At 48.0% G+C, this 20541-nt stretch carries 22 protein-coding genes and 2 tRNA genes; 22 read left to right on the forward strand and 2 right to left on the reverse strand.

What is annotated here, in order from left to right; translation table 11 throughout:
• Positions 1-35: 35 nt before the first annotated feature.
• Complete coding sequence (locus WS_RS04200; RefSeq protein WP_011138781.1) at positions 36-2081, forward strand: ATP-dependent helicase; 2046 nt, start codon at positions 36-38, stop codon at positions 2079-2081.
• Here the strand turns inward: WS_RS04200 and WS_RS04205 are convergent.
• Complete coding sequence (locus WS_RS04205) at positions 2078-2533, reverse strand: hypothetical protein (protein WP_041571741.1); 456 nt, start codon at positions 2531-2533, stop codon at positions 2078-2080. The two genes, WS_RS04200 and WS_RS04205, sit on opposite strands and share 4 nt — an antisense overlap.
• A 58-nt stretch (positions 2534-2591) precedes the next feature.
• Here WS_RS04205 and truB point away from each other — a divergent pair, with 58 nt between their 5' ends.
• Genes truB through WS_RS04255 form a run of 12 tightly spaced genes read left to right on the forward strand, consistent with a single transcriptional unit; the run spans position 2592 to position 10765 of the window.
• Entirely contained in the window at positions 2592-3419 is an 828-nt protein-coding gene (truB, locus tag WS_RS04210) for a tRNA pseudouridine(55) synthase TruB (protein ID WP_041571742.1), read from the forward strand.
• A complete protein-coding gene (locus WS_RS04215; RefSeq protein WP_011138784.1) occupies positions 3413-3643 on the forward strand; it encodes a carbon storage regulator in 231 nt (76 codons plus the stop codon). The genes truB and WS_RS04215 overlap by 7 nt, the downstream gene beginning before the upstream one ends.
• A gap of 3 nt (positions 3644-3646) precedes the next feature.
• Positions 3647-4429 (forward strand): 4-(cytidine 5'-diphospho)-2-C-methyl-D-erythritol kinase, encoded by a 783-nt coding sequence (locus WS_RS04220; protein WP_041571743.1) that lies wholly within the window; start codon positions 3647-3649, stop codon positions 4427-4429.
• Positions 4422-4877 (forward strand): SsrA-binding protein SmpB, encoded by a 456-nt coding sequence (gene smpB, locus WS_RS04225; protein ID WP_011138786.1) that lies wholly within the window; start codon positions 4422-4424, stop codon positions 4875-4877. The genes WS_RS04220 and smpB overlap by 8 nt, the downstream gene beginning before the upstream one ends.
• Positions 4878-4898: 21 nt before the next feature.
• Complete coding sequence (locus WS_RS10960) at positions 4899-5042, forward strand: hypothetical protein (protein WP_158305198.1); 144 nt, start codon at positions 4899-4901, stop codon at positions 5040-5042.
• Positions 5043-5045: 3 nt separating this feature from the next.
• Positions 5046-5474, forward strand: a complete 429-nt coding sequence (gene exbB, locus WS_RS04230) for a TonB-system energizer ExbB (RefSeq protein ID WP_011138787.1) — start codon at positions 5046-5048, stop codon at positions 5472-5474.
• Positions 5464-5847: an ExbD/TolR family protein gene (locus tag WS_RS04235; RefSeq protein WP_011138788.1), complete on the forward strand. Its 384-nt coding sequence runs from the start codon at positions 5464-5466 to the stop codon at positions 5845-5847. The genes exbB and WS_RS04235 overlap by 11 nt, the downstream gene beginning before the upstream one ends.
• A 28-nt stretch (positions 5848-5875) precedes the next feature.
• The gene (locus tag WS_RS11030) at positions 5876-6037 is read left to right on the forward strand and encodes a hypothetical protein (protein WP_011138789.1); all 162 of its coding nucleotides are present in this window, start codon (positions 5876-5878) and stop codon (positions 6035-6037) included.
• Positions 6034-8115, forward strand: a complete 2082-nt coding sequence (locus WS_RS04240; protein ID WP_011138790.1) for a coiled-coil domain-containing protein — start codon at positions 6034-6036, stop codon at positions 8113-8115. Before WS_RS11030 ends, WS_RS04240 begins: the two co-directional genes overlap by 4 nt.
• Before the next feature lie 2 nt (positions 8116-8117).
• Positions 8118-8828: an OmpA family protein gene (locus WS_RS04245; protein WP_011138791.1), complete on the forward strand. Its 711-nt coding sequence runs from the start codon at positions 8118-8120 to the stop codon at positions 8826-8828.
• Position 8829: 1 nt separating this feature from the next.
• Positions 8830-10506: a Na/Pi cotransporter family protein gene (locus WS_RS10590; protein ID WP_011138792.1), complete on the forward strand. Its 1677-nt coding sequence runs from the start codon at positions 8830-8832 to the stop codon at positions 10504-10506.
• A 43-nt stretch (positions 10507-10549) separates the two neighbouring features.
• The gene (locus WS_RS04255) at positions 10550-10765 is read left to right on the forward strand and encodes a hypothetical protein (protein WP_011138793.1); all 216 of its coding nucleotides are present in this window, start codon (positions 10550-10552) and stop codon (positions 10763-10765) included.
• 22 nt (positions 10766-10787) lie between these two features.
• Here the strand turns inward: WS_RS04255 and WS_RS04260 are convergent, their stop codons facing one another.
• On the reverse strand, positions 10788-11312 hold the full coding sequence (locus WS_RS04260; protein WP_232013705.1) for a c-type cytochrome: 525 nt from the start codon (positions 11310-11312) through the stop codon (positions 10788-10790).
• Between the two features lie 385 nt (positions 11313-11697).
• On the opposite strand from WS_RS04260, the gene purD reads away from it, so the two are divergent.
• The 9 genes from purD to WS_RS04310 all read left to right on the forward strand — a co-directional run bounded on the left by purD (position 11698) and on the right by WS_RS04310 (position 20515).
• Positions 11698-12957, forward strand: a complete 1260-nt coding sequence (gene purD, locus WS_RS04270) for a phosphoribosylamine--glycine ligase (RefSeq protein WP_011138796.1) — start codon at positions 11698-11700, stop codon at positions 12955-12957.
• 1 nt (position 12958) lies between these two features.
• The gene (locus tag WS_RS04275) at positions 12959-13414 is read left to right on the forward strand and encodes an RDD family protein (RefSeq protein WP_011138797.1); all 456 of its coding nucleotides are present in this window, start codon (positions 12959-12961) and stop codon (positions 13412-13414) included.
• A 22-nt stretch (positions 13415-13436) separates the two neighbouring features.
• Complete coding sequence (locus WS_RS04280; protein ID WP_232501940.1) at positions 13437-15524, forward strand: LPS-assembly protein LptD; 2088 nt, start codon at positions 13437-13439, stop codon at positions 15522-15524.
• Positions 15525-15542: 18 nt separating this feature from the next.
• Complete coding sequence (locus WS_RS04285) at positions 15543-16931, forward strand: MlaD family protein (RefSeq protein WP_041571745.1); 1389 nt, start codon at positions 15543-15545, stop codon at positions 16929-16931.
• 25 nt (positions 16932-16956) lie between these two features.
• Entirely contained in the window at positions 16957-17649 is a 693-nt protein-coding gene (locus tag WS_RS04290; protein ID WP_011138800.1) for a phosphoribosyltransferase, read from the forward strand.
• A gap of 1 nt (position 17650) precedes the next feature.
• Positions 17651-19861: a polyribonucleotide nucleotidyltransferase gene (locus tag WS_RS04295; protein ID WP_011138801.1), complete on the forward strand. Its 2211-nt coding sequence runs from the start codon at positions 17651-17653 to the stop codon at positions 19859-19861.
• Between the two features lie 102 nt (positions 19862-19963).
• Positions 19964-20263 carry a F0F1 ATP synthase subunit C gene (locus WS_RS04300; protein WP_041571746.1) on the forward strand — a complete coding sequence of 100 codons (300 nt, stop codon included), beginning with the start codon at positions 19964-19966 and terminating at the stop codon, positions 20261-20263.
• A 44-nt stretch (positions 20264-20307) separates the two neighbouring features.
• Positions 20308-20392 (forward strand) — tRNA-Leu (locus tag WS_RS04305).
• 36 nt (positions 20393-20428) lie between these two features.
• A tRNA-Leu gene (locus WS_RS04310) sits at positions 20429-20515 on the forward strand.
• Positions 20516-20541: the final 26 nt, after the last annotated feature.

A 20541-nucleotide genomic window follows, 5' to 3' on the forward strand; every position in this document is an offset into this window, starting at 1 on the left:
GATATAATCCCAAAAATATCCATTTGGACTCATGAATGAATCGACACTTTTTAGATGACCTAAACGCCGCCCAAAGGGAGGCCGCAACCCAAATAGAGGGGTCTTTGCTCATTTTAGCAGGTGCGGGGAGCGGCAAGACAAAGACGATCACTACACGGCTTGCCTATCTGATTGAAGAGGTGGGAATCCCTCCCTCCAACACGCTCACGCTCACCTTCACCAACAAAGCCGCTGCCGAGATGCGAGAGCGTGCACTGCGACTTGTGCAAAGGCGTGATATGCACCCTCCGCTCTTGTGCACTTTTCACAAATTCGGGCTTCTATTCTTGAAATTTCACATTCAGCGCTTGGGACGAAAACCCAATTTTGTTCTCATTGATGGTGACGATCGCAAGAAGATTCTCAAAAATATCAACGATGATTTACCCGTGGGCTTAGTCGAGAGCGAGATTTCACGCATGAAAAACTGGCTCATCATGCCTGATGAGGCGCTCCTTAGCGCGCAAGATAAAAACTATAAACTCATCGCCTCAATCTATGGAAAATATGAGGAGTTTTTAAAAGAGAAAAACATGGTCGATTTTGACGACCTCCTCCTGCTTTCATTGAAGATTCTAGAAGGGGATGAGGAGCTCGCCAAAGAGGTGAGCGAAAAGTATCAATACATCATGGTGGATGAGTATCAAGACACCAATGAGCTCCAATACAAGCTCCTCAAAAAGCTTTGCCAGACGCACAATAACCTCTGCGTTGTGGGAGATGATGATCAAAGTATCTATGGCTGGAGGGGAGCCAATATCAATCATATTCTCGATTTTCCTGATCATTTTGCGGGCGCAAAGGTGGTGAGGCTGGAGGAGAATTATCGCTCCACGGCCCCTATCTTGGAGGCGGCCAATAGCCTCATTGAATTCAACAAGGGGCGTCTAGGAAAGACGCTAAAAAGTGTCAAAGGGGCAGGCGAGGCAATCGAAATTTTGGAATCGTTAGATGAGGGCGAGGAGGCGCAAAAGGTTGCCAAAAGAATCCGCACGCTTCTTGATAGCGGAGTCTCGCCCAGCGATATAGCGGTGCTTTTTCGGCTCAATGCTCTTAGCCGTTCCCTCGAAGAGGGTTTCAATCGCGCCAAGATTCCTTTCAAACTGGTGGGGGCGATGCGATTTTATGAGCGAAGTGAAATCAAAGACATCTTGAGCTACTTTCGCCTCATCGTCAATCCTCATGATGATTTCTCTTTGGCTCGAATCATCAACAAGCCCAAGCGAGGGATTGGCAAGGTGACGCAAGATAAACTCCTCCTTGAGGCGCAGAGAGCTGGATGTTCGCTCTTTGAGCTCTATAAAAAAGGGGCGATTGAGGGGCTTGTGAGCGCTAAAAACCATGAGACACTCACAGGATTCTTCGCGATGATCGAGGAGCTTCAGGCAGTCTTAGAGGAATCGACTCTGCGATTTTTGGAGCGCTTTGAAGAGCTCTCTCTGCTCAAAGAGTATTTTGAAAACAGCAAAGAGACAATCGATAGAGTTTCAAACATTGAAGAGTTTTATGGAGTGTTTCGCGACTTCATTCTCTCCAATCCCATGGCGAATCTCGAAGACTTTTTGAACGACCTCTCGCTAAAGAGCGACCAAGATGAGGTGGGGGATAGTTTTGTCTCTTGCATGAGCGTTCATGCGAGCAAGGGATTGGAGTTTGAGCATCTTTTTGTGGTGGGATTTGAGGAGGGTTTTTTCCCTATGATTCGCGAGGGGAGTGATCTGGAGGAGGAGCGACGGCTTGGGTATGTGGCGTTCACTAGGGCTAAGAGTCACCTAGCGGTGAGCCATGTTCATTCGCGATTCTATAAGGGCAAGCGCACGGAGCTTTTGAAGTCTCGATTCCTTAAAGAGGCGGGTTTGCTTGAGGGGAGCTTGGTGATAGAGAAGCGGAGCAACTTCAAAAAAGGAGATTTGGTCACACACAAAATCTTTGGTGCAGGTCGTGTGAGTGAGGTGAGCGGCGTAGGCAAGGAGTATAAGCTTAAGATCAATTTTGGGGGGATGGTGCGCGAAATCCTCTCCTCCTATGTCATTAAGATCTAGCGCTTCTCTCCTAAAAGTCGATCAACTGCCTGTTTGAAATGGGTGTCGTAGGGGGGATGAAAAAAGGAGGAGGGGAGGCGGAAGTATTCGCGGCGAATCTCTTTAGAGGGGGCATCCTCAAAGAGCAGTTCCACCTCAATCTCGATTTTATAGTCACTGCTTAGGCGCTTCATCCCTAATCGGCGTTCTAAAAAGAGATCGTCTCGCTCATCCCAAAAGCGACTGAATCGATAGGTGATCTCTCTAAGATTTGATTCGGGGTGCTCGGCAAGAAAGCTCTCAATCTGGTAGCGCAGAGTGCGGCTCATCTCGCTAGGAATAAAGCAACAATCCTCTCCTTTTTGGAGCTTGATATGAGGGGGAGGAGGGAGAAGCGTGGGGCTTTGGCATCCAAGAAGTATCAAGGCTATTGCCCCTATCATCCAGCGGCAGATTTGGCTTAAGCGACCCATAGCAAGCTCCTTGGAAGCAAATAAAGGGAAATTTTATCATGAAACAGGAGGAGAATCTTTGAAGCCTAACGCCCTTTTTGTCGGTTACAAACCGATGTTCATGAGCTCTAACCACTATCTCCAGCGCCTCAAGCGGCGCTTTGGGGTCAAAAAAGCGGGATATAGCGGGACGCTTGATCCTTTTGCCAAAGGGGTTCTAGTCGTGGCATTTGGGCACTATACGAGACTATTTGATCATCTCAATCAAGAGCCTAAGGTTTATAGGGCGACCTTGTGGCTGGGGCTTCATAGCGATTCTTTGGACATTGAGAATATCTTGGGGGTGGAGGTGATTCCTCCCTATTCCAAAGAGAGAGTGGAAGAGATAATGGGTGCTTTGGAGGGGGAAATCAGCTACACTCCTCCCAAATATTGCGCCAAGAGAATTGGCGGCAGGAGGGCGTATGATATGGCGCGCAACAAAGAAGAGGTGGAGCTTCCAATCCTCACGATGAGGGTGGGCAGACTCTCGCTGCTCCACTACACGCATCCTTTTGTCCATTTTGAGGCGGAGGTGAGCAAAGGCTCTTATATCCGAAGCCTTGGGGGGATGATCGCCTCTAGACTTGGATGTTATGGTGCACTCTCTAGTCTAGAGCGTCTAAGTGAAGGGGAGATGCGCTTTGAGGGCTACAGAGAGCTAGAGCCGCTAGAGATTCTCCCCTATCCAAAAATTGATGCCACCTCTTTAAAGGAGGAGTTTCTTCATGGGAAGAAGCTTTTAGCAAGCGATCTTGGAAATCCTAAAGAGGGCAAGTATATAGCGGAATTTGAGGAATTTTTCTCTATAATTGAAATCAAAGAGGGACAGGTCGTCTATTTGCTCAATAGGATGGAAAAATGCTGATTTTATCGCGAAAAGAAGAAGAGAGTATCGTGATTGGCGATGAGATCGTCATCAAGGTCGTCTCGATTGACAAAGGAAGCGTGAAGCTTGGGTTTGAGGCGCCTCCCCATATGTTGATTTTGCGCGAAGAGCTCAAAAAAGCCGTCGCCGATGAGAACCTCAAGGCCTCCGCGCAGAGTGACGAAATCGCGCTCACCTCTTTGAGTCAAAAACTCAAAAAGTAGCCCATGAGATCTTGTGCTAAGATCAATCTCTTTTTGAAGATTTTGGGACAAAAAGGCTCTTATCATGAGCTCGCCTCACGATTCTGGAGAGTGGAATCGCTTTTTGATGAGATGGAGTGGATAGAATCCTCTAGCGGCTCTTTTGAGATTCGCTCCACCCTCTCTTGTCCTGTGGAGCAAAACAGCATCTATAAAGCCAAAGAAGCCTTGCTCCCTAGACTCAAAGAGAGCGAGAGGCGCGAGATAGAAAAAAGAGGAATCTCCCTCCAAAAACGGATCCCTGAGGGAGCGGGGCTGGGTGGAGGAAGCAGCAATGCGGCCACCTTTTTGCTCATGGCCAAAGAATCGTTGGGGCTTTCTCTCTCGCTTGAGGAGCTCGCTGAGGTGGGAGAGCGGGTAGGGGCGGATGTCCCCTTTTTTGTCTTTGGCTACCCTAGTGCCAATGTCAGAGGGATTGGCGAAATCGTCGAACCTTTTGAAGAGAATCTTATGGAGGTGGAGCTTTTTATGAGCGGAATCATCGCTAATACAGCGCGAGTTTATGAAGCTTTTCGCACCTCTTTTTTGCCCAAGCTTGATTTGCGTTGGCAACGACAAGAGGCAGAGAGATGGCTGGAGAGCTCTGGAGAGACGATTCTTCAAAGCCAAGACCCTTTGAGCCTTAATGACCTCTATGCTCCTGCGCTTCTTCTCTATCCAGAGCTGGGAGAGTATGCGCACACGGGGCGATTCTTTAGTGGGAGTGGAAGCACCTTTTTTGCTCCCGCGGGGGCGAATCGTGGCTAGGAAAGTGATCGCCAATAACAAAAAAGCCCTTTTTGATTTTCATATCCTAGAGCGCCTAGAGGCAGGAATCGCGCTCAGCGGTAGCGAGGTGAAGGCCATTCGGGCGGGGAGGGTCAATCTCAAAGATAGCTTTGTGAAGATCATTAAGGGTGAGGCCTTTTTGCTCAACGCTCACATCTCCTATCTGGAGACGACCAATCCGCATTATAAGCCTGATGAGAGACGCCCTAGGAAGCTTTTGCTTCATCGCAAACAGATTGATAAGCTCACAGGCAGTGTCTCTACTGAGGGGATGACGCTGGTGACGCTTTCGATCTATTTTAACGAGCGCAACCGCGCGAAGGCGGAGATCGCGCTTGCCAAGGGGAAAAATCTCCATGACAAACGCGAGACACTGAAAAAACGCATTCTGGATAGGGAGGTTAAAGCCGCCCTTAAAGAACATTGATCAAGTCTAAAAGGAGGGGGATTGCAATATTTTGACTACATTATGGCGAGTCTGCTCACCTTGGGGGCTTTTTGGTTTTTTTACTCCAAGACCAAAAAAGAGGAGCGGCGTCTTAAGCGAGACAATGTGATTGATAATTTCAGCTTTAAAAGCTTAAAGAAGTAGGGCATGGAACAGTATTTAAAAGAGATCGTGGATTATGGTGTTTTGGGTTTACTTGGTTTTTTAAGTGTGGTGATGCTTTGGGCGGCGGTGGAGCGGCTCCTCTTTTTTCACTATGTCAAGCTTCAGCTCTACAAGAATCGCAAAGAGCTAGAGATCGATCTCTCCAAGCGCCTCACTATCATCGCAACGATTGGCTCAAACGCGCCTTATGTGGGGCTTTTGGGGACAGTCTTTGGGATCATGATGACCTTTTTGGAGATTGGGCAGAGCGGAGTGGCTGATTCAAATTCGATCATGACGGGCTTGGCCCTAGCGCTCAAAGCCACTGCTTTGGGGCTTTTGGTCGCGATTCCTTCGGTGGTCTTTTATAACCTTCTGGTGCGCAAAAGTGAAGTGCTTTTGGCGGAGTGGGATATTCTTCATGACGCTTAAAAAAATCGATGGAATCAATATTGTTCCCTTTATCGATATCATGCTGGTGCTTCTTGTGATTGTGCTCACGACCGCCACTTTTGTGGCGCAAGGACAGATTCCCGTGACCCTACCCAAGGCACAAAGTGGCTCTAAGCCTAGCCAGCTCAAAGAGAGAGAGTTCACCATCACGGAAAAGGGGGACTATTTTTTAGGCAAAGAGCCCGTGAGTTTGGAGCAGCTTCCCAAGCTCATCACCACGCTTCCTAAAGATTCCCCTATTATCATTCGCGGAGACGCCAAGAGTCAATTTGAGCGTTTTGTCGTCCTTGTGGGCGCTTTGCAAGATGCGGGATTGAACAATCTCTCCATTATCACCAAGAGCTCCAAATAAAATCCTAAACCCCTAAAGGAGGCCGACTATGATGGGCACTCAGTATGATTTAGGCACCATTATCTCAGCCTTTGTGACCTTCTTGGTTATTGTGCTTTTGGTGCGTTTCTATCTCAAGGTCGTCTCCTCCAAGCGCCCTCCTATTCAGCGCCCTGACTGGATGAAGGATCGCGATGGGGGTGAGTCTTGAGCGCAGGATTTGGCCTTTGGGTGAATCTCCTCTTTACCTTTGTGATGTTCTATTTGGCGTGGGTGGATTATCGCACCTTTGCCACGCCCCATCATCGAGATTTCAAATCAATCATCATGAGCACAGGGGTGCTTGGCACTTTTGTAGGGATATTTGCGGGACTTTTGGAATTTGACACGCTCAAAATCGAAGAATCAGTCCCCCCTCTTCTTGAGGGACTCAAGGTCGCCTTTTACACCTCAATCATGGGGATGGGCTTGGCGATTTTGCTCTCCGTTCTCCAGAAGCGTCGCCATGTTAAAAGCGACACGCAGGTGGCCACCGACTACTTCATCCAGCAAGCCTCTAAGCTCGATCATCTCGAATCACTTCCCGGACTGCTCCCTCTCCTAGTTCGCCAACTAGAGCAGCTAGAGAGAATCGATGAGCGACAAAAGAGCCAGCATGAGAGGCTTTTTGCTCTTTTGGAAGAGCGGCTTTTGGAGGTGAAGCGCTCTCTTGAGGCGACCATCGATCAGCTAGCCAAGGGGGCTTCAGAAGAGATTATTGCGGCTTTGGAGAGGGTGATTGCGGATTTCAATCAGAATCTAAGTGAACAGTTTGGTGAAAATTTTAAAGAGCTCAATGCCGCCACGCTCAAGATGATCACATGGCAGGAGAATTACAAAAGTAGTATCGAAGAGATCGAAAAGAGCCTAGAACTCTCTAGGGGTGCGATGGAGAGCACAAGCCTCTCAATGGGCAAAATCCTAGAGAGCAATCAAGAGGTGCGCGCTTTTTACGAGGAGCTTGGAGCGCTTCTTAAGCTCTATCGGGGAGAAAATGAGGAGTTGAGCGCTCATTTGGAGAGCTTTGCAGGACTTAGAGGGAGGGCATTAGAGGCAGTCGAAGAGATTCATCGGCTCTTTGGCGATTCAAGCGCGCAGCTTAAAATCCTAGGTGAGGAAGTCACCTCCTCCACCAAAGAGGCACAAGAGAGTCTCACGCAAAGCAGTCGATGGTTGCAGGAGCGAATCCAAAGCGATATCTCCTTGGCGCAACAGCACTTCACTGAGCATCTAGGGGGGCTCTCTACAGAGTTTAAGGCACTAGTGGTGAGCCTTAGGGAGCAGCTTGGCGAAGGGGCGAACGAGGTGCTCTCTTTGCTCCAAAAGAGCTCCCAAGAGAGCAGCGCTTTCCTTTTGGAGCAGGAGAAGATGGCCAAGGAGAGCACTTTGGTGCTCTTTGCTAAGCTTAAAGAGCGATTCGAGCGCCTCAGTGAAGCCTTCTTGACGCAAAACAAGGGGGCGTTAGAGGGGATGGCGCTCGATTTTAGAGGTTTTTGGGAAGAGTATGCCACGAGATGGAGGGAGAGTAGTGAGCTCACTCAAGGGACTCTTCTAGAGACGAATCAACAGGTGAGGGCGAGTTTTGCGGAGCTTAGCGAGGGGGTTTTGGCTCAAAACAGCGCCATGGGCGAACAGATCAAAGCAGGTTTTGAAGGGATGACCCAAGGAGCGCTGAGTGGATTGATGATTTTGGCCAAGGCGCTAGAGGGCGGGATTGATGGGGTGAAAAAGAGTGTTAGTGAGATGAATCAAACGCTAGCCAAAGAGACACTCCAGACGCTCCAAAACCATAGCCAATCTCAGTTGGGGCTCTTGGGTGAGAGCACCACGGCGATCCAGACGCGCCTTTTAGAGCTTGAAGAGGGGGCACAAAAGTCGCTCAAGAATCTAGCGCTAGAGTATGTGAAGCTGCTTCAAAAAATCACCAAAGAGAGCGTGAGTGCGCCCAAAGAGGCGAGTTTGGCGATTATCAAGGAGTTTGAAGTGTTGCAAAAAGAGGTGATCTCCACTATCACTTCAACCAATCAGACACTACTGGCCAACAAGCGTGAAATTGAGGGAATCTTGAAGATTCTTCAAGAGAATGTGACGAGTTCTTTGGAGAGCACCACCGCCCTCAATGAAAATCTTGTCTCCTCGCTTCGCGATCTAGATCGATCGCTCTCCTCTCTCACGGGAGATTTCAAGCGCGATTATGAGTGGTTTTTGCGGCGTATTAAAGAGCTTATTGGCAGTCGATCAGGCTTTTAATCATGAAAGAGAACAACGAGTGGATCAGCATCTCCGATATGATGGCAGGGCTTATGATGATCTTTTTGATCATCACAGTCTCTTACATGGTGAGTTCAGCCTATGATCGCAAGAATCTAGAAAAGAAGAATCGCGAGCTTAGGGAGCTCAATGACAAAATAGGCGATGTTGCCAAAACCTTTGAGACTCTTCAGTTAGAGCTGTATAACGACCTTATCAAGGAGTTTTCAAAGGATTTGACCTCTTGGAATGCGACCATTGACCCTGACAATACGATTCGCTTCAAAGAGCCCGATGTTCTTTTTGACAGTGGCAAGAGTCAGGTCAAGGAGCGTTTCAAGGTGGTGCTGGATGATTTCTTCCCCCGTTATGTGAAGATTCTCTCCCAAGAGAAATATAAAGGCGATATTGAGGAGATTCGAATCGAGGGACACACCTCCAGTGAATGGCTCAATGCAAAAACCCTAGAGGAGCGTTATCTTGGAAATGCAGCACTCTCTCAGGCGAGAGCATTTGAAGTGCTTAAATATTGTTTTGCTCTAGAGAGAATCAAGGGTGAGCAGGATTGGCTAATCAAAGTGCTAAGGGCCAATGGACTCTCCTTTGCCAAGCCGCTTGATTCGGAGGAGCACTCTAGGCGGGTGGAGTTTCGCACCCTCACGCGAAGTCACCAAAAGATGTTGAAGATTCTTGATCTGAGCAAGGAGTTATGAGGTGTCGCCAACGGAGATTTTTTTAGAGGCTTTTTCGGGACTTGGACTCTTTTTGTTTGGGATGCACTATTTGGAGCGCGCCATTGAAGATAGCTCGGGTCGCACCTTTAAGCGCCTGATTAAAGACTTTACTGCCACGCCTTTTAAAGCGGTTGTGAGCGGGACTTTTTCAGCCGCAGCGCTCCAAAGTAGCAGTGTGGTGGCTCTCATGACGCTCTCTTTCGTGGGGGCGGGGCTGATGAGTCTTGCCAGTGCGATTGGGGTGATGTTTGGCGCGAGCTTTGGCACCACCTTTTCGGCGTGGATTGTGGCGCTGATTGGCTTTAGAATTAAGATTGATGTGCTCGCCCTTCCCATGATCGGGCTTGGAGGATTTATCCTTGTATTTGGAGCTGGCTCATCTAAGATTCAGGCTTTTAGTCGTGTGATGCTTGGGTTTGGATTTCTCTTTTTGGGGTTGCACTATCTAAAGAGCAGTTCGGATTTCCTCTCTGCTTCTTTTGACCTGAGCGAATATTTGCTCTATCCCTTGCCCATTTTTATCCTCGTAGGGGCACTTTTGACCATGGCGATTCAATCTTCGTTCGCCCTTGCAGCCATCGCACTCTCCGCTCTTCATTCTCAAGTGATCGATTTTCCCGTAGCGGCTGCGCTCATCATTGGAGCCAATGTCGGGACGACCGTCACCTCTTTTATCGGCTCTCTTGGCGAGGGGGCGGACAAGAAACGAGTGGCACTCTCCCATTTTGGTTTTAACCTAATCACCTCTTTTATCGGCTATATTCTCCTCTCTCCACTCACCTATGTGGTGATGGAGTGGATGGGGCTCAAAGAGGAGCAGGCGTTGGCCTTGGCGATGTATCAGACGCTTTTTAATCTTATTGGCCTTGTTCTGCTTACCCCTTTTATCCCTTGGTTTGCGATGAAATTGACGAGCTTTTACGCCAAGGCTCAAACGGAGGTGACTCGATATATCAACACGGTGGATATTAATGTCGCGGATGCTTCTTTGGAGGCAATCTATAAAGAGAGCGTCTATCTCATGGAGAGCGTGCTAAGATTTGGATCAATGTTGCTTAGTCTCAATCCTGAAGAGGTTTTCAATCGACACAAGCGGATGTGGAAAGTTCTCTCCCAAGAGAGTCTAGGAACGGAGGAGAATCTCCCTAAGCTCTACCGCAATATCAAGCGCTTGGAGATGAGGATTCTTGCCTATGGCGGGGAGATCGATCGTAAACTTTTGGACGAAGAGGAGAAATCGCGTCTCAACAAGATTCTTCAGGCGGTGCGTGACATCTCTTATGCGGCCAAGACACTCAAAGACGCCAAGGCCAATATCGATCAATTCAACGATAGCGATATTGAGTATGTGATCGATAACTACGACCGCATTCGATATGACCTCGTCAAACTTTTTAGAAATATCAAGCAAATTTTAGAGGGCGAGGGGATGGATGATGCATTTGCCGAAGCGCAAAAGGTCGCCAAGGAGATGGGCGGAGAGAATGAAGAGACGATTCGCGTCATCGCTCAAGTGGTGAAAGAGTACAACATTCCCGATGATCTTGCCTCTTCGCTTCTTAATCTTAATCGTGCGGTTTTTAACGCCAGCGATTCGCTTTTGCGCTCTTTGATGCTTCTTTTGCGCCTAGAAAACAAGAATCAAGTTTTGGGCTAGAATGCCGATCATAAAGAGTCATCTATTATCAAAGGATTGACAAATGGATATTATGGGAATCGGAGCAGGGCTGGTAAACGGTTCGACTTCCACAACCATTCCGGTGTTGAAAAAAGCCATGGAGACTCAAGAGACCCTCGTGGGTCAGTTGCTTGAAGGGGCGGAGACTTCAGGTCAAAGCTCTCTTCCTAGTCCAGACTCCCTCAAAGAGGCGGCCAAAGAGATAGGCAAAGGCCTCTCTTTGGATGTAAGCGCCTAAAAAGGCTTAGGGGTGAGAGGATCTACTTGGATCCTCCGCCTAGAGATTGGATGTAGTAAGCAACATCATCCATCTCTTTTTTGCGATAGGTGGTGGCGATGCTCTGCTTCACGAATCGTGAAGGTCCATCATATTGCCCTAATTGATAATCCCTAAGCTCCAAAGAGATATCTTCAGGTTTCCAAGTGCCAATCGCAGCTTTTCCGCTGAGTGAGACTTCAGCATTGACCCCATGGCAGCTTGCGCAATCCCGATCATAAAGTCGTTTACCATTTTCTAGGTCGTAGGCTTTGCCTCCTGCGGGAGCTGAAACTTTAGCACTTCCCATGAGACTCTCCAAAAAGCTCCTCTCAGCCACAGTCAAATCGGAATCTTCACGAACCACCTTGATATCTTTGCTCCCTAGATTTTTGGAGTATTTTTGCAAGATTGCTTTGATCTCATCGCCAAACTCCCCTTTTAGTTCAAAACAGACGCATTCATTCTCCGCATTCAAAGCAACAGTCATCAAGAGCGCCGCTAGCGCCATTAAGGCTTTTCTCTTCAATCCAAGACTCCTTTGGTGGTTTTGCAAAATTTAGCCAAGATTCTGCCCTAAATATATTTAAGAATAGAAGAGACTCTTTTAAAAGCTTGAAAAGCCCCATTTAGCGCCTGATTAAAACTCTATTTAGATAGGATGGACTATAATGTCAAAGCCTGAGCGGAGCGTGATTTCCAACAAATTGGGGTCCGACAATCTAAGTATAGTCAGGCAGGTAGATGATCTTGTGTGTTCGGTGTTTCCGTTTGTAGCCTCTAAGGTGAGGATTTGCCGCCTAATAGGTCGCTCTTGTCTGAGTTGTTGGCTTTTTTTGGGGCCACGCAACTTGGTAACGCCCGCTCGGGCATCTCCTTGACCATCCATACGACCAAAATTCATCGGAGTTTTCATGAATATACTCATTATAGGAAGCGGAGCGCGAGAGTACTCCATGGGATTGGCCCTCAAAAAAGACCCAAGAGTAGAGAAGATACTCTTCTACCCAGGGAATGGCGCCACCCCTAGAATCGGAGAAAATCTTTCCTTTGCTTCCTATGAGGAGTTGGCGGCCTTTGCCCTCGCACTTCCTGTTGATCTTACGGTGGTGGGACCCGAGCAGCCTTTGGTGGAGGGGGTGAGTGATCTCTTTAGAAGCAAGGGGTTGGCCGTCTTTGGGCCAAGTGCTTTGGCTGCAAGATTGGAGGGCTCTAAGGGATTCATGAAGCAGTTTGCTGCGAGAAACTCCCTGCCCACCGCTCGATTCTTAGAGACAGAGAGCGAGGAAGAGGCAAGAGCGTTTATTCAATCCCTCACTCCTCCCGTGGTGGTGAAGGCTGATGGTCTTTGTGCAGGCAAAGGGGTGATCATCGCCCAAAGTCACCAAGAGGCGATCGAGGCTGTTTTGGAGATGCTAAGCGGAGAGGGATTTGGCGAAGCGGGTAAAAAAGTGGTGATCGAGGAGTTTTTGGATGGTTTTGAGCTCTCCGTTTTTGCGGTGAGTGATGGGGAGGATTATGTGATTTTGCCCGCGTGCCAAGACCACAAGCGGCTTCTTAGCGGCAACCAAGGACCCAATACGGGAGGGATGGGAGCCTACGCCCCTACGCCTTTGGCGACCCCAGAGCTTCTTCGCGCTATTGATGAGCGAATCATCGCTCCCACTATTAGCGCCATGAAAGCGGAGGGCTACCCTTTTGAAGGGACGCTTTTTGCGGGAATCATGGTCGTTAGGGGCGAACCCTATCTCTTGGAATTCAATGTTCGCTTTGGAGATCCTGAGTGTGAGGTGCTCATGCCACTCTTCAAAACCCCTCTTCTTGATCTGCTCTTAGCAAGCGCCAAGGGAGAAATCAAGGGAATCAAGGTGGAGTTTCACGATCGATTCTGCATGGGAGTGGTGATGGCTTCGGGTAACTACCCTTATGGAAACTCCACTCCTGAGCCAATCCTCCTTTCACCCCTTTATCAAGAGAGCGAAGAGTCTCATATTTCGTTTGCGGGAGTTTCGCTCAAGGGCGAAGAGCTGCTGGCTAGCGGCGGAAGGGTGCTTGTTTGTGTGGGCTTAGGCTCGGATGTGAGAGAGGCTAGAGAGAGGGCGTATGCACTCTCTTCTTTGGTCGATTTCAAAGGGCGTCAATATCGAGATGATATCGCCCACGAGGTATTGTGAGATGAAAGATCGACTCGAAGAGATATTTGAGCGGGAAAATCTTCGCACCCCCTCAATGTTTCGGAGAATCATGGCCTACACCATTGATGATCTGCTGATCTCTTTGTTGATGGTGGTGATTCTTTGGGACCGAATCGAGGCGCACGCTTCGGATCCAGAAGCGATGATAGGAATCATCAATGCAGCCCTTTTAGAGATCGTGGCGATTCGATTCTTCTATCAATGGATTTTTGTCACCTTTTATGGAGCCACCCTGGGCAAGATGCTCTTTAAGATGAGGGTGGTTTCGATTGACACCTTGGATAATCCCGCTTTGATTCCTTCGGCCATTCGCTCGGCCATCAGAGCCGCAGGTGAAATCCTCTTTTATATCCCATTGGCGGTGGCATTTATGGATAGCTTCAAACAAGCCCTTCATGATAAAGTCGCCAAGACTGTCGTTGTGTCGCTTGCGTAAAAGGGTTTTGGCGGCGGCTTTATTGCTGCCTTTGTGCCTTTGGGGGAGGGCAACGCTTGAGCGATTTGACAAGGATCAAAATAAGATTTTTGAGTTCTTGGCCGATCATATGGATGCTCAAGATAAGATTCTTCTAGGCAAGGGGAATGTCACTCTTATTAACCTAGATTACTATGTCACCGCCCAATACGCTAAATATGACACCCAAAATGGCTACATTGATCTTGAGGGTGAGGTGAATGTCTTTAAAGGAAACGCCCTCTATCTCAAGTCGCAGACGGTAAGAATTGAGCTCAACAGCGATTACGCTTTTTTGGAACCTTTTTATCTTCAGGATAGCTCGACAGGGATGTGGATCAGCTCCTCTCAGGCCGATTTTTCCAATGAGGAGTATCGCTTTGGAGAATCGGTGCTCTCCACTTGCAACGCCTCTAATCCTATTTGGCATATTGAGATGAACGAGGGAACCTATGACGCCCAAAGTGAATGGATGAGCATGTGGGGCCCCAAACTCTATTTCTATCGCTACCCCGTCTTTTACTCTCCCTATCTCTCCTTCTCGGCAGGCTATAAGCGAAAAACAGGGCTTCTTTACCCCTCTTTTTCGCACTCCAAAGATGATGGATTTGTCTATAATCAACCCATTTTTATCGCGCCTGAAGATTCTTGGGATGTGACTCTTTCGCCTCAAATTCGTACCACACGAGGAAAAGGACTCTTTGGAGAGTTTAGGATGGCGGATGAGCAGAATAATATTCTTTGGTTTAACACAGGGTTTTTTCGCAACACCCAAAGCTATCAAGATGAGTATGATCTAAAAAACAGAACCCACCTTGGCTATCAGCTCAAATACCAGCGCCAATCTCTGCTTAACACCTATTTTAGTCATTTTGACGAGGATGGAATCTATGTGGACTTCACCCATCTCAATGACATTGACTACTTGAGGTTGCAAAAAGAGGGCGAGGAGAGCGCAGATATCCGCAATAAGCTTCTCACCTCTAGGCTCAACTACTATCTCAAAGGGGAGCAGGACTATTTGGGCTTTTATGCCAAGTATTACATTGACCTCTCTAAAGCCGACAACGATACCACACTCCAAACTCTTCCTGCGATCCAATACCATCGCCACACTGAACCTATCTTTTTAGATCGGCTCACCTATTCGGCGGATTATCAAGTGAAGAATCTTGCGCGACGAACGGGTTATGAAGTGACACAGCAGGAGCTAAGTGTACCCGTGAGTTACACCATGCCCTTGGCCGATGACTATTTTTCGCTCACACTCGGCTCTAGCTTCTACGCTACAAGGGCTAACTATCGAGGATTTAATCGCTCTTCTGAGAGTCTGCTTGAGAATGGGAGCTTTTATAGCAACTACTACACAGCTGCGATCAATAGCGATTTAGCGCGCTTTTATGAAGATTTTTTTCATACGATTCATTATGAGGCGGCCTATATTTTGCCGGGGATGAAAGATCGTCGCGGGGATTTTGCCGAAGTGCTCTCACTCCCTGGGAACAGTGAAGAGCTAGATTTGAAAATGTCCCAATTTTTTTATGATTCTAACTCTAGAATGTTCCTCTATCACAAGATGGCGCAGCCTCTCTATTTTGATGATTATCTAGAGAAATACGGCGAGCTAGAGAATGAGGTGCGCTACTATTTTGATGAACATTGGTCGCTAGGGAGCACCATTTTTTACTCCCATGAAGAGAATAGAATTGTCGAATCTTCTCACGATCTCACCTACACAGAAGACTATTTTTCGGCCTACTTAGGCCACTTCTTCCGTGAACGCTATTTGCGAAATAGCGAAGGGGGAAGCGGGACTTTGGAGGCGAACTTTATTCGCGCAGGTTTCAAAAAAGATTTCGAAGAGTTTAGCCTTTTTGGGAGTTTGGGGTATGATTACCAAGAGAAATACTTCAGGACTTGGAGTGCTGGAATCCAAAAAGAGGTCAAATGCTTCTCCTATAGGCTTAGATTTGTGAATGAGATTCGCCCTGTTTTGACCACCACAGGGGCCAAGCCGGTGGAGGATCGATATGTGATGTTTGAGTTTCGCTTTGTGCCAGTGATTAGCGCCAAAATCAAACAAGAACAGTAAAACTTTTTAGGAAGATTGATGAAGAGTGAAGTGAAAGTCGGAATCTTTGTCTTTAGTGCGATTGTGATGCTCTTTTTGATGAGCACTCAAATCAACCGCTTTAGCGTCGGACAAAAGAGCGGATATCCGATTGAAGCGCTTTTGGGGAATGCCTCAGGCTTGGAGATGTACGCCAAAGTTAAAGTTAATGGAGTGGAGAGTGGACATGTCTCTAGGGTCTATCTCTATGAAAATCAGGCCTACGCCACCCTTTTTCTTCAAGAGGGGGTGAAGATTCCCGTTGATTCGAAAGTGCTTTTAACACAAGAGAGTATGCTGGGGAGCAAATATATTGAGCTCATCCCTGGAGCTTCTTTGGAAGTGGTAGAGAGGAACGGAGTTTTAAAGAATCAGAAGATCATGTCGAGTTTTGATCAGACAAGTGATTCGATTAATGAGGCGGCGGTTGAGTTTAAAGAGTTTATTAAAGAGGCCAGAGAGGTTCTTAATGAAGAATCGCGTCAAGACCTCACGCAGACTTTTGCCAACTTAAGGCGTGTCACTGAGACGATTGAAGCGATGTTAGCGGAGAATCGGAGTGAGCTTAAAAAGGCGATCGAAGGGGTGAGGCTCATGGCGAGTTCGCTTGAGGGCGCGGGCAGAGAGTTTGGCACGACCTCATCAAAGTTTGGCACCACAGCGGATACGATTAATGCCAAGCTCCCGCATATCGTGGACAGGGTCGATTCGGTCGTCACAGGGGCGGATGAGGTGATCCAAGAGAATAAGCAGCCTCTTAATGATGCACTCAAATCGGTGGATCAGTTCTTCAGCAATGGAAATCGTGTCGTCAATAAGCTGGATGATTACCTGTCCATCGTGGATCGAAGCGAGATTGAAGTGGGGATGCGCGTGGAGCATCTAGCTAGAGATTCTTATTCCAAGGGATACGCCTCGCTCTATTACAAGCCTAATCCGACACGCTACTATATGTTTGATATCGTGAGCACGGACGACTACTCCAAGGAGATCAATGGTCAGTGGGTGGAGCCCAAACGAACCGATAAGGCCAAGTACTACTTTTCGGCTCAGCTTGGCAAGCGATATGATGACCTTCTTTTGCGCGGGGGAATCATCGAGAGTACGGCAGGGGTTGGAATTGACTACTTCTTCCTAAACGATCAGCTCCGCACCTCTTTGGAAGCCTTCGACTTTGATGGGAAGCATGACCTAAGGGGTGAGAATCCTCATCTCAAAGCCTCCATTCGCTATACGATTTTACGACACGTGGACACCTATTTTGGGGTGGACAATTTCCTTAACAAAGATTCGGTGAATGGATTCGTGGGGATTGGGGTGCGATTTGTGGATGATGACATGAAAAAGCTCCTTGGCACGATGGGCGGAGCTTCGTCCTTGGCAAGGTAGGGTAGGAGTAATGCCCAAGGAGGTGATGGCGCGAAAGAAGGACACGCTCAGGGATCGAGATGATGCCTTGGCGCGTCTAATGGAGATCATGCCCATCAAGAATATGCAAAAGCAGGACAATCTTGTGGTCGCCATCTCTTCGGGCGGAGTCCTCTTTGCCCATAAGTTGGCTCAAGCCATCAATGCTCCCTTTGACTTTCTCTTCACCCAAGCCATTCCCTCGCCGCATAATCCCGAATGTGATATCGCTATGATTAGTGAAACCTACGACATTGTCATTCATGAAGCCTTGGCGCAAGCGTTTGATATTAGTCTGGATTACATTTATGGTGAGGCACAGAGGCGCTATGAAGAGCGAATCTTGAAATATATTTACAAGTTTCGCAAAGGAGAGACCATCAGCTCGCTCAAAGGGAAACATGTTCTGCTTGTGGATGAGGGGATTGATAGTGGACTCACCATCACCACCTCTGTCAAGGCGTGCATCACCCAGCAGGCCAAAAGCGTCTCCATTGCTGTGCCCGTGATGCCTTTGGATGTGGCATCGCTTTTGGATGAGATCACCGATGATATCTACTGTGTGCTTAAACCCGCCCATTTTGTCGATGTTCCCACCTATTATGATGAGATTGAACCCGTGGAGCCAGCGATTGTAGAGAAGATTCTCTCAGAGAGCCTTTTTAGAATGACCAAATTAGATAAAAACAAGGAAAAATAGCATGAATGCAACCATTAAAGAGATAGCGCTTCCCAACAAAACGGAGACTTTTGAGTTTGGTGCCATCGCCAAGCAGGCCAATGGATCGGTGCTCTATCGATGTGGCAAGAGCGTTTTGCTGGCAAGCGTCTGCTATGAGAGCGACGAGAGAGTCAAGGAGGATTTCCTGCCTTTGACGGTGCAGTACATCGAAAAGAGCTACGCGGCAGGAAAATTTCCTGGAGGATTCATCAAGAGAGAATCAAAGCCAGGCGATTTTGAGACACTCACCTCAAGGATTATTGATCGAAGCCTTCGACCCCTTTTCCCTAAAGGCTACGCACATCCCACCCAGATCACTGTGATGGTACTCAGTGCTCAAAATGATGCCGATTTACAAACCATGGCGCTTAATGCGGCGTCAGCGGCACTTTTTGTTTCAGATATTCCTTTGCGCAAGCCCGTCCATGGATTGCGAATTGGAAAAATTAATGGGGCGCTCGTGGTCAACCCTACTACTAAAGAGATGAGCGAGAGCACTCTTGATCTCTTTGTTTCAGGTGTAGAGGAAGATCTGCTGATGATTGAGATGCGCACCCTTGCGAGTGATGAGATCAACAACACCTGCTTTGTGGGGGATTGCGGAATGGTTGCGGCAAGCGCGAGTGATATTTTGAAAATTCACCAAGCCAACGAAATGAAAGAGGAAGAGCTCCTAGAGGCCTTAGAGCTTGCCAAAACTTCCATCAAAAAGGCTTCAGCGTGTTATGTTGAGGCCTTCACCCCTTTAGCAAAACCCGATGCGATTTTAGAGCTTAAGCCTGATATCACCTCGAGTGAAATCTATCAATATATTAAAGAAAATCACGCTATTGCGATCAAAGAGGCGATCACGCGCATGGCCAAGAGCGAACGCCATAGTGACCTAAAGAGAATCGCCAAAGAGATTGCTTCAAGTGAGCGCGCCCAAGAATCGGAGTGGAGCTTTGAGGCGGTCTATGAGACGGTGGGTAAATACAAGCGTGAGGCAGTGAGAGCACTGATTCTTGAAGAGAGAAGAAGAGCGGATGGAAGGGGTCTCAAAGAGGTTCGACCTATTGATATCCAAACCAATATCCTTCCCAATGCCCATGCCTCAGCACTCTTTACGCGCGGAGAGACGCAAGCTTTGGTGGTGGCGACTCTTGGTGGTGATATGGATGCGCAAAGCTATGAGCTCTTGACAGAGAAGGGAAGCTCCAAAGAGCGCTTTATGGTGCACTACAATTTCCCCTCTTTCAGTGTGGGTGAAGCGGGCATGGTGGGGGCTCCGGGAAGACGAGAGCTTGGACACGGAAATCTTGCCAAGCGAGCCTTGGAGCCAACTATTGAGGAGTGGGGCGCCCAGACGATTCGTCTTGTCTCGGAGATTTTAGAATCCAATGGTTCTTCTTCCATGGCGACGGTGTGCGGAGGCTCGCTCGCCCTCAAAGCGGCAGGAATCAACACCACTGCGTTAGTGGCTGGAGTGGCGATGGGGCTTATTGTAGAGGCAGAGAAGCATGCCATTTTGACCGATATCATGGGATTAGAAGATCATGATGGGGATATGGATTTTAAAATCGCTGGTACAAGCACGGGAATCACGGCCATGCAGATGGATATCAAGCTGGGTGGATTGAGCATGGAGATACTCAAAGAGGCGCTCTATCAGGCCAAAGAGGGCAGGGAGCATATCCTTGGAATCATGGAAAAAGCCCAAAGTGAGATCATCATCAATGATGAGATTCTCCCCTCTCTGCAGATTTTCTCTATCAACCCTGGGAGAATCGTGGACATCATCGGGCAGGCAGGCAAGACGATCAAAGAGATCATTGAGCGCTTTGAAGTGGCCATCGACCTCAACCGTGACAATGGTGAGGTGAAAGTGACAGGAAGCAACAAGCAGAAGGTCGAAGCCGCCAAGGAGCATATCCTCTCTATCAGCAACCAAGAGGCTCCTCAGCGTGTACGTGTTGCGGATGTCTATAGCGCTGGAGAGGTTTTCAAGGGCAAGGTCAAGAAGATTGTAGATTTTGGAGCTTTCATTGAACTTCCCAAGGGAGGGGATGGACTGCTCCATGTTTCCAAAATTGTGCAGCACCGAGACCAGAGAATCGATGAAGTGATCAAAGAGGGCGAGGAGATTGAGGTGCAAATCCTTTCAATCAACAAGAACAAGGTTGAATTAGGCCGTGCTACACGGCCTAATTAATCAAACTTTTATAAAAAAGCCGTATAATTCCACCCACCTAAAGTGTCAAGTAGGGGAATAGATCCGAACGGGCTTTGAGGATAAATATGAAGGAGTTTTTGCATGAAAAAGTTGCTATTTGTTTTTCTTGCGCTTGCTGGCGTCGCTTTCGCGGCTGATGGTGAAATGATCAAGTCTTATTCAGCGATTGCCGCTGGAATCGGTCTTGGTATTGCAGCTCTTGGTGGTGCTGTTGGTATGGGAAATACAGCTGCGGCTACGATTTCTGGTATGGCTAGAAATCCTGGAGTTGGCGGTAAGATCATGACCACCATGTTCATTGCGATTGCGATGATCGAAGCACAAGTTATTTATACCCTTGTTGTAGGTTTGATTCTTCTTTACGCAAACCCACTTCTCTAATCTCTTATTAGCCTTGCGGATTTCTTCCGCGAGGTGATTTTTGTGCGCTGGTGGTGGAATTGGTAGACACACCATCTTGAGGGGGTGGCGGGGCGACCCGTGCGAGTTCGAGTCTCGCTCAGCGCACCATCTTCTTTCTTCTTTTCTTCTTCTTGTTTTTATTATGCCGGAGTGGTGAAATTGGTAGACGCGCCAGACTCAAAATCTGGTAGGGGCAACCCTGTGTCGGTTCGAGTCCGACCTTCGGCACCATCTCTTTTGTTTTTTGAAACTATTTC

The organism is Wolinella succinogenes DSM 1740 (assembly GCF_000196135.1).
GTDB lineage: Bacteria > Campylobacterota > Campylobacteria > Campylobacterales > Helicobacteraceae > Wolinella > Wolinella succinogenes.

What these genes read in the sequence shown, in the direction of transcription:
- WS_RS04200 (WP_011138781.1), top strand. Translation starts at nt 36, where the DNA reads ATGAATCGACACTTTTTAGATGACCTAAACGCCGCCCAAAGGGAGGCC.
- WS_RS04205 (WP_041571741.1), bottom strand. Translation starts at nt 2,533, where the DNA reads ATGGGTCGCTTAAGCCAAATCTGCCGCTGGATGATAGGGGCAATAGCC.
- WS_RS04215 (WP_011138784.1), top strand. Translation starts at nt 3,413, where the DNA reads ATGCTGATTTTATCGCGAAAAGAAGAAGAGAGTATCGTGATTGGCGAT.
- WS_RS04220 (WP_041571743.1), top strand. Translation starts at nt 3,647, where the DNA reads ATGAGATCTTGTGCTAAGATCAATCTCTTTTTGAAGATTTTGGGACAA.
- exbB (WP_011138787.1), top strand. Translation starts at nt 5,046, where the DNA reads ATGGAACAGTATTTAAAAGAGATCGTGGATTATGGTGTTTTGGGTTTA.
- WS_RS04235 (WP_011138788.1), top strand. Translation starts at nt 5,464, where the DNA reads ATGACGCTTAAAAAAATCGATGGAATCAATATTGTTCCCTTTATCGAT.
- WS_RS11030 (WP_011138789.1), top strand. Translation starts at nt 5,876, where the DNA reads ATGATGGGCACTCAGTATGATTTAGGCACCATTATCTCAGCCTTTGTG.
- WS_RS04245 (WP_011138791.1), top strand. Translation starts at nt 8,118, where the DNA reads ATGAAAGAGAACAACGAGTGGATCAGCATCTCCGATATGATGGCAGGG.
- WS_RS04255 (WP_011138793.1), top strand. Translation starts at nt 10,550, where the DNA reads ATGGATATTATGGGAATCGGAGCAGGGCTGGTAAACGGTTCGACTTCC.
- purD (WP_011138796.1), top strand. Translation starts at nt 11,698, where the DNA reads ATGAATATACTCATTATAGGAAGCGGAGCGCGAGAGTACTCCATGGGA.
- WS_RS04275 (WP_011138797.1), top strand. Translation starts at nt 12,959, where the DNA reads ATGAAAGATCGACTCGAAGAGATATTTGAGCGGGAAAATCTTCGCACC.
- WS_RS04285 (WP_041571745.1), top strand. Translation starts at nt 15,543, where the DNA reads ATGAAGAGTGAAGTGAAAGTCGGAATCTTTGTCTTTAGTGCGATTGTG.
- WS_RS04290 (WP_011138800.1), top strand. Translation starts at nt 16,957, where the DNA reads ATGGCGCGAAAGAAGGACACGCTCAGGGATCGAGATGATGCCTTGGCG.
- WS_RS04295 (WP_011138801.1), top strand. Translation starts at nt 17,651, where the DNA reads ATGAATGCAACCATTAAAGAGATAGCGCTTCCCAACAAAACGGAGACT.
- WS_RS04300 (WP_041571746.1), top strand. Translation starts at nt 19,964, where the DNA reads ATGAAAAAGTTGCTATTTGTTTTTCTTGCGCTTGCTGGCGTCGCTTTC.